The following is a 7215-nucleotide window of genomic DNA, read 5'->3' as shown; positions in this document are numbered from 1 at the left end:
TTCAACCCCGTCGGCGCCCACCCCTCCGGACGGATCGGCGAAGACCCCCAGGGCATCCCCAACAACCTCGTCCCGTTCATCGCCCAGGTCGCCGTGGGCCGCCGCGAAAAACTCATGGTCTTCGGCGGGGACTACGACACCCCGGACGGGACCTGTCTGCGGGACTACATCCACGTCGTGGACCTCGCCGACGGGCACGTCGCAGCCCTGAACCACATCGCAGAACGCACCGGCGTCTTCCGCTGGAACCTCGGCTCCGGCAAAGGCTCCTCCGTCCTGGAAGTCCTGCGCTCCTTCGAAAAAGCAGTCGGCCGGCCCATCCCCTACGAAATCACCGACCGCCGCGCCGGCGACCTCCCCGCCTTCTGGGCAGACGCCTCCTCAGCCCTGGCCGACCTCGGCTGGGCAACCACCAAAACCGTGGACCAAATGTGCCAGGACCACTGGCGCTGGCAGAAAAACAACCCCAACGGCTACGCCACCTAACCCCCACCCTCTATCGATTGCTCCGTAGGGGTGGAACCCGAAACGGCCGCCCACCTGTGAAGGTGGGCGGCCGCCGTCGTTCTTGCCGTTTCTAAGCCGACGCGATCAGCGCACCGGGTAATCGCGCTCCGGCTCGCCGATGTACAGCTGGCGCGGACGGCCGATCTTGGTGTTGGGGTCGCTGATCATCTCGCGCCACTGGGCGATCCAGCCCGGCAGGCGGCCGATGGCGAACAGGACGGTGAACATCTTCTCCGGGAAGCCCATGGCCTTGTATATCAGGCCGGTGTAGAAGTCCACGTTGGGGTAGAGCTTGCGCTGGATGAAGTAGTCATCGCTGAGCGCCTTCTCTTCGAGGCGCAGGGCGATGTCGAGCAGTTCGTCGTTGCCGCCGAGCTTCTCGAGGATCTCGTGCGCGGTGGCCTTGACGATCTTGGCGCGCGGATCGTAGTTCTTGTAGACGCGGTGTCCGAAGCCCATGAGGCGGACGCCGTCTTCCTTGTTCTTGACCTTCTCCATGTAGTCCTCGGGCTTGAGGCCCTCGGCCTGGATCTGGCGCAGCATCTTCAGCACTGCCTCGTTGGCGCCGCCGTGGGCGGGACCGAAGAGCGCGTTGATGCCGGCGGAAACGGAGGCGAACAGGTTGGCATTGGAGGAGCCCACCAGGCGCACCGTGGAGGTGGAGCAGTTCTGCTCGTGGTCTGCGTGCAGGATGAGGAGGAGGTCCAGGGCCTTGACGATGACCGGGTCCAGCTCGTACTGCTCGGCCGGGAGGCCGAAGCTGAGGCGCAGGAAGTTCTCCACCAGGTTCATGGAGTTGTCCGGGTACAGCATCGGCTGGCCGATGGACTTCTTGTGCGCGTAGGCGGCGATGACCGGAAGCTTGGCCATCAGGCGGATGGTGGAGACCTCCACCTGTTCTGCGTTGAACGGGTCCAGGGAGTCCTGGTAGAACGTGGACAGCGCGGACACTGCGGAGGACAGGACGGGCATCGGGTGCGCGTCGCGGGGGAAGCCGCCGAAGAAGCCCTTGAGCTCCTCGTGCAGCAGGGTGTGCCGGCGGATCTTCTGGTCGAAGGCGTCCAGCTCCGTGGGGGTGGGCAGGTTGCCGTAAATCAGCAGGTAGGACACCTCAAGGAAACTGGAGTGCTGTGCCAGCTGCTCGATGGGGTATCCGCGGTAGCGCAGGATGCCCGCATCGCCATCGATGTAGGTGATTGCCGAGGTAGTGGCTGCGGTGTTCATGAAGCCGGGGTCAAAGGTGACTGCGCCCGTCTGCTTCAGCAGCTTGGAAACGTCATAGCCTTCGTTTCCTTCAATAACCTGGATGCGCGGGAGCTTGAGCTCGCCACCTGCGTGGAGCAGGGTCGCCGCGTTGTTGGTCTCAGTCATGGAGTCCCCTTCATGAGGCTCTTGGGCCTCTGTCGAAAGCTTGATCCAACATCAGGTGCGCCCGCGCACTGACCCTGAGAAGACAGGTTCCAACACCCGGACTGCCTTCTTGTAGAAAGCCACCATTGATAGTCACTTAAAAACTACCGCTCCTTGGCGGGTGTCACTAATCCGCGACGGCCCAAGGACCGCCAAACAGCGCCGTAAGTGGCGCGAGTCACAGGATTGTTACGGGGTGTGCCCCAGCCGGGACACCGCCGCATCGATGCGTTCGTCAGAGCCGGTGAGGGCAACACGGATGTACCGATTGCCCGCCTCGCCGTAGAACACGCCGGGCCCGACGACGATGCCGCGCTCGGCGAGCCTGGCCACCGTGGTCCAGGTGTCCTCACCGGCCGTGGACCAGAGGTACAGCCCCGCATCGGAGTCCTTGATCTCGAGGCCGAAGTCCTGCAGCGCCGGCAGGAGCCGTTCGCGGCGTCCGCGGTAAAGGTCCTTCTGGGTCTCCACGTGCGCATCGTCGCCGAGCGCAACCCGCATGGCTTCCTGCACCGGATACGGCACGATCATGCCGGCATGCTTGCGGCTGTTCACCAGGTTCGGCATGAGGTCCGGGTCGCCTGCCACGAAGGCTGCGCGGTAACCGGCCACATTGGACTGCTTGCTCAGGGAGTACACCGCCAGCAGGCCCTGGTGCGAGCCTCCTGCCACCCGCGGGTCCAGGATGCTGGGCACGGCCTCGCCGCCACGCTGTACATCCCAGGCACCCCAGCCAAGTTCGGCATAGCATTCATCGGACGCAACCACGGCGCCGAGGTCCCGGGCCTGGTCCACCACGGCTTTGAGCGAGGCCGCGTCCCGCACGCTGCCGGTGGGGTTGCCGGGCGAGTTGACCCAGATGAGACGCACGCGAGCGAGCGTTTCGTCGTCGAGCTCGGCCAGGTTGTCCGTGGCCACGGAGGTGACGCCCGCAAGGGTGGCACCAATGTCATAGGTGGGGTAGGCAACCTTAGGACGTACGACGACGTCACCCGGCTTAAGCCCCAAAAGGAGCGGCAGCCATGCCACCAGTTCCTTCGAGCCCACCGTGGGCATGACGTTCCGGGGATCGAGGCCGGCCACGCCGCGGCGGCGTTCAAACCAGCCGGCCACGGCTTCCCGGAGCGCGGGCGTACCGTGGACGGTGGGGTAGCCCGGGGCGTCGGCGGCGGCCTTCAGGGCGTCCTGCACGATGGCCGGCGTCGGATCCACGGGCGTACCGATGGACAGGTTGACGGCGCCGCCGGGATGCTCCGAGGCCTTCGCCAGGTACGGAGCCATCGCTTCCCAGGGGTAATCGGGCAGGTCCAGGCCAAACCGCTTCACTGCTGCACTCACGGCCGCTGCTGTCAGTGGTCCTGGTTCTGCGGCGGCAGGGCGGCGATCATCGGGTGGTCCTTGCCGGTGTTGCCGATCTTCGCTGCACCGCCCGGGGATCCGAGGTCGTCGAAAAACTCGACGTTTGCCTTGTAGTAGTCCGCCCACTCGTCCGGAGTGTCGTCCTCGTAGTAGATGGCCTCGACAGGGCAGACGGGCTCGCACGCGCCGCAGTCGACGCATTCGTCCGGGTGGATGTACAGCGAACGCTCACCCTCATAGATGCAGTCGACGGGGCATTCTTCGATACATGCCTTGTCCTTGACATCTACACACGGCTGCGCGATTACGTACGTCACGTCCCTGGCCTCTCCACGTTGGTTCCGGCGACCCGCCGGCTATTGCATCCGGCAACCAGGGCCGGACTCTTGACATCTGAGCCTATTATCTCCCAGCCGGTTCCCGCGAACCTAGCCGACAGACCTAGTATGAACTGGTGAGTCTGCCCACCCCCTCCCCTGCTGCTTTCCTGGCCGCCGCAGCGCCCGGCACGCGCGTGGTTGTGCGCTACCGGATCGAGGGCGGCCTCACCGACGCGTTGGGCTATCTGGTGGCGTGCGACGCCGGTGCGTGTACCGTCCGTACCCGGCAGGCCGACGTCGTCATTTCCCTGACAGAGGTGGTGGCGGCCAAGCAGGTCCCGCCGGCGCCCCCGCGGCGCGCCCCGCGCGCCTAAACCTGCCTTCGCTGCGCAGGGACTGCCCCTGCGCATCCACGCCGGGCCTCACTGCGCAGCGCGGTACGTGGCCAACGCCTGCCGCACCATCAGCACGAATTCCCCTGGTTCGTTGAGGAGCATCTCAAACGTGACCCTCAGCGTTGGAACACCGCGGATGACGGTAACGTTCCAGCGCCGCCTGTCCTCGCGGTAGGCTGCCCGGCCGCTGTGGTGGGCATAGCCATCCGTTTCGATGCCCACCAGGCCGTCAACCAGAAGGTCCAGGTGGCCCATCCCGGGAATGTTGACCTGCAACTCCACCGTCAATCCCGCTTCTTCGAGCAGGTACCGGGCGATGGTCTCGATGATGGAACCGGATTGCGGCCGGATCCTGGCCACCAGGCAGAGGATTGCTTTCTCCCGCGGGGCCGGAAAGCGTTCCCGCAGCGCCGACAGCTGGATCAACCGCTTCTTGACTGCGGATTCTGCAATGACCAGCGCCTCAAGCGGCGGGAGGCAACGGAGGGACTGGCACACAATGTCCAGCGGTGTCAGGGGGATGTCGCACCGATGAACAACGCAGCCCGGGACCGGTCTCCCATGCCGGGCGGCAAGATGCGGCTTTGGGGGCAGCCGGACTACCCAGAGCCCCGCTGCCCCTGCTGCCGTGACACAGCCGGGCACGGCGTGGTGGCGCCCCGCGTGGATGAGCAGCGGGTCAGCATCAGGCAGGGCATAGACTCCCCGCGCTATCCTCTGCACCGATCCATCAAGAACACAGGCCTCAATGCTTCGACGCGGCACACCCGCCAGCCGCAGGGAGGCGGACGAGGCTACTCCGCCGACTGCAGCCAGGGTCTCAGTAATGGTTTGCATGTGGGCATGCTGCCCGGCCCGGGAGCCGGGCGCAGCCGCCGCAGGCCGCTATGTGGAAAACGGGACAGCGCAATTGCTGCACTCTTCACTGCGCGGGGACTGCCCCTGCGCATCCAGGCCGGGCCTCACTGCGCAGCGCGGTACAAAGGAAAAGCCGGAACGACGGCGGATTCCCGCCTGCCGTTCCGGCTTTCCTCTTGCTACTAGGCCTTGGCGCGGGCTCGGTTGGCCTTGGCACGCTCGTTGGTGTCCAGGATGACCTTGCGGATGCGGATGGCTTCCGGAGTCACCTCGACGCACTCATCCTCGCGGGCGAATTCCAGCGACTCTTCGAGGGTAAGCTCGCGCGGCGGCGTCAGGTTCTCGAAGGTGTCAGAGGAAGCGGCACGCATGTTGGTGAGCTTCTTTTCCTTGGTGATGTTCACATCCATGTCGTCGGCGCGGGAGTTCTCGCCCACGATCATGCCCTCATAAACCTCGGAGGTGGGCTTGACGAAGAACGAGCCGCGCTCCTGCAGGTTGATCATGGCGAACGGGGTGACCACGCCGGCACGGTCGGCAACCATTGAGCCGTTGGTGCGGTACTCGATGGGGCCGGCCCACGGCTCGTAACCCTCGGAGATGGAGGCTGCGATACCGGCGCCGCGGGTGTCCGTGAGGAACTTGGTGCGGAAGCCGATGAGGCCACGGGCGGGAACGATGAACTCCATGCGGCACCAGCCGGTGCCGTGGTTGGCCATGTTGGTCATGCGGCCCTTGCGGGCAGCCATCAGCTGGGTGACGGCGCCGAGGTATTCCTCGGGAACGTCGATGGTCATGTGCTCCATCGGCTCATGGATCTTGCCGTCAATGGTCTTGGTGACCACCTGGGGCTTGCCCACGGTGAGCTCAAAGCCTTCGCGGCGCATCTGCTCCACGAGGATGGCCAGTGCCAGCTCGCCACGGCCCTGGACTTCCCAGGCGTCGGGACGCTCGGTGGGGAGAACCTTGATGGAGACGTTACCGATCAGCTCCTTGTCCAGGCGGTCCTTCACCTGGCGCGCGGTGACCTTGGCGCCCTTGACCTTGCCGGCCAGCGGCGAAGTGTTGATACCGATGGTCATGGAGATCGCGGGGTCGTCCACCGTGATCAGCGGCAGCGGCTGCGGGTTCTCGACATCGGTGAGGGTTTCGCCAATGGTGATGTCCTCGATGCCGGCGACGGCGACAATCTCGCCCGGGCCTGCGGATTCGGCCGGAACGCGGTCCAGTGCCTTGGTGGCAAGCAGTTCGGTGATCTTGACGGTCTTCAGCTCGCCGTTCTGCCGGGCCCAGGCAACCTGCTGGCCCTTACGGAGCGTGCCGTTGTAGATGCGCAGCAGCGCAAGACGGCCCAGGAACGGGGAGGCGTCCAGGTTGGTGACGTGCGCCTGCAGGACACCGTCCGGGTTGTAGGTCGGTGCCGGGATGTGCTCGATGATGGCCTTGAACAGCGGCTCGAGGTCCTCGTTGTCCGGGGCGGAGCCGTTGGCCGGCTGCTCCAGGGACGCGCGGCCAACCTTTGCGGCGGCGTAAACGACGGGAACTTCCAGGACCTTGTCCAGGTCCAGGTCCGGAACCTCGTCCGCGAGGTCGGAAGCGAGGCCCAGAAGAAGGTCCATGGACTCGTGGACAACCTCGTCGATGCGGGCGTCCGGACGGTCGGTCTTGTTGACCAGCAGAATCACGGGCAGGTGTGCAGCCAGGGCCTTACGGAGCACGAAGCGGGTCTGGGGCAGGGGGCCTTCGGAGGAGTCGACCAGGAGCACGACGCCGTCAACCATGGACAGGCCTCGCTCCACCTCGCCACCGAAGTCGGCGTGGCCGGGGGTGTCGATGACGTTGATGGTGATGGTCTCGCCGTTGGAGGAAGGACCGTTGTAAGCCACCGTGGTGTTCTTGGCCAGGATGGTGATGCCCTTTTCGCGTTCCAGGTCACCGGAGTCCATCACGCGGTCTTCGAGGTGGTTGTGCTCCGCGAAGGAGTTGGTCTGCTTGAGCATGGCATCGACCAGGGTGGTCTTGCCGTGGTCAACGTGGGCCACGATCGCGACGTTGCGCAGATCACTGCGCGATGCAGTGGCTACCGCGGTGTTGGTGGTGGTTTCAGACATGCGTAATGGCTCGATTCAGTGGAGTCAGCTGTTGTATCGCGCCATTTCCTACCGGAACGCACGAAGGATTCGGCCCTTTACACAGGGCACCTGCTCCTATTCTAGCGCCCCTGACATTTATTGGCCTAAAACGATGGTTCGCGGCCTTACTTAGGCGGATGCGTTTCCGTTGCCAAGATGTCACCAAAACCGGGCGGTCCGGCACTGGATTTATGCCCCCGGATGCCCCATTATTGCTGGGAACGCAGCGAGAAT

At 64.9% G+C, this 7215-nt stretch carries 7 protein-coding genes; 2 read left to right on the top strand and 5 right to left on the bottom strand.

The features are described from left to right. Positions 1-486 (top strand): GDP-mannose 4,6-dehydratase (locus ACIQC0_RS12850; protein WP_400535336.1); only part of this gene is annotated, 486 nt, incomplete at its 5' end. A gap of 105 nt (positions 487-591) precedes the next feature. On the opposite strand, the gene ACIQC0_RS12845 is transcribed toward ACIQC0_RS12850, so the two are convergent. From ACIQC0_RS12845 to fdxA, 3 genes are all read right to left on the bottom strand, one after another. Next, a complete protein-coding gene (locus ACIQC0_RS12845) occupies positions 592-1878 on the bottom strand; it encodes a citrate synthase (protein WP_400535334.1) in 1287 nt (428 codons plus the stop codon). Between the two features lie 228 nt (positions 1879-2106). Next, complete coding sequence (gene dapC / locus ACIQC0_RS12840) at positions 2107-3255, bottom strand: succinyldiaminopimelate transaminase (RefSeq protein ID WP_400535332.1); 1149 nt, start codon at positions 3253-3255, stop codon at positions 2107-2109. An 11-nt stretch (positions 3256-3266) separates the two neighbouring features. Next, positions 3267-3593 (bottom strand): ferredoxin, encoded by a 327-nt coding sequence (gene fdxA, locus ACIQC0_RS12835; protein ID WP_009356972.1) that lies wholly within the window; start codon positions 3591-3593, stop codon positions 3267-3269. Positions 3594-3730: 137 nt separating this feature from the next. Between fdxA and ACIQC0_RS12830 the strand changes: the two genes are divergently transcribed. Continuing rightward, on the top strand, positions 3731-3970 hold the full coding sequence (locus ACIQC0_RS12830; protein ID WP_377214777.1) for a hypothetical protein: 240 nt from the start codon (positions 3731-3733) through the stop codon (positions 3968-3970). 48 nt (positions 3971-4018) lie between these two features. Here ACIQC0_RS12830 and ACIQC0_RS12825 read toward each other — a convergent pair whose 3' ends face one another. Together ACIQC0_RS12825 and typA are read right to left on the bottom strand one after the other, a co-directional pair. Further along, positions 4019-4828 carry a type IV toxin-antitoxin system AbiEi family antitoxin domain-containing protein gene (locus tag ACIQC0_RS12825; protein WP_400535329.1) on the bottom strand — a complete coding sequence of 270 codons (810 nt, stop codon included), beginning with the start codon at positions 4826-4828 and terminating at the stop codon, positions 4019-4021. Positions 4829-5031: 203 nt separating this feature from the next. Continuing rightward, on the bottom strand, positions 5032-6960 hold the full coding sequence (gene typA, locus ACIQC0_RS12820; protein WP_377214774.1) for a translational GTPase TypA: 1929 nt from the start codon (positions 6958-6960) through the stop codon (positions 5032-5034). Positions 6961-7215: the final 255 nt, after the last annotated feature.

Source organism: Pseudarthrobacter sp. NPDC092419, assembly GCF_044755045.1.
GTDB lineage: Bacteria > Actinomycetota > Actinomycetes > Actinomycetales > Micrococcaceae > Arthrobacter.
The sequence above is the reverse complement of the archived record's forward strand: the minus strand, read 5'-3'. Positions and strand labels throughout refer to the sequence as shown.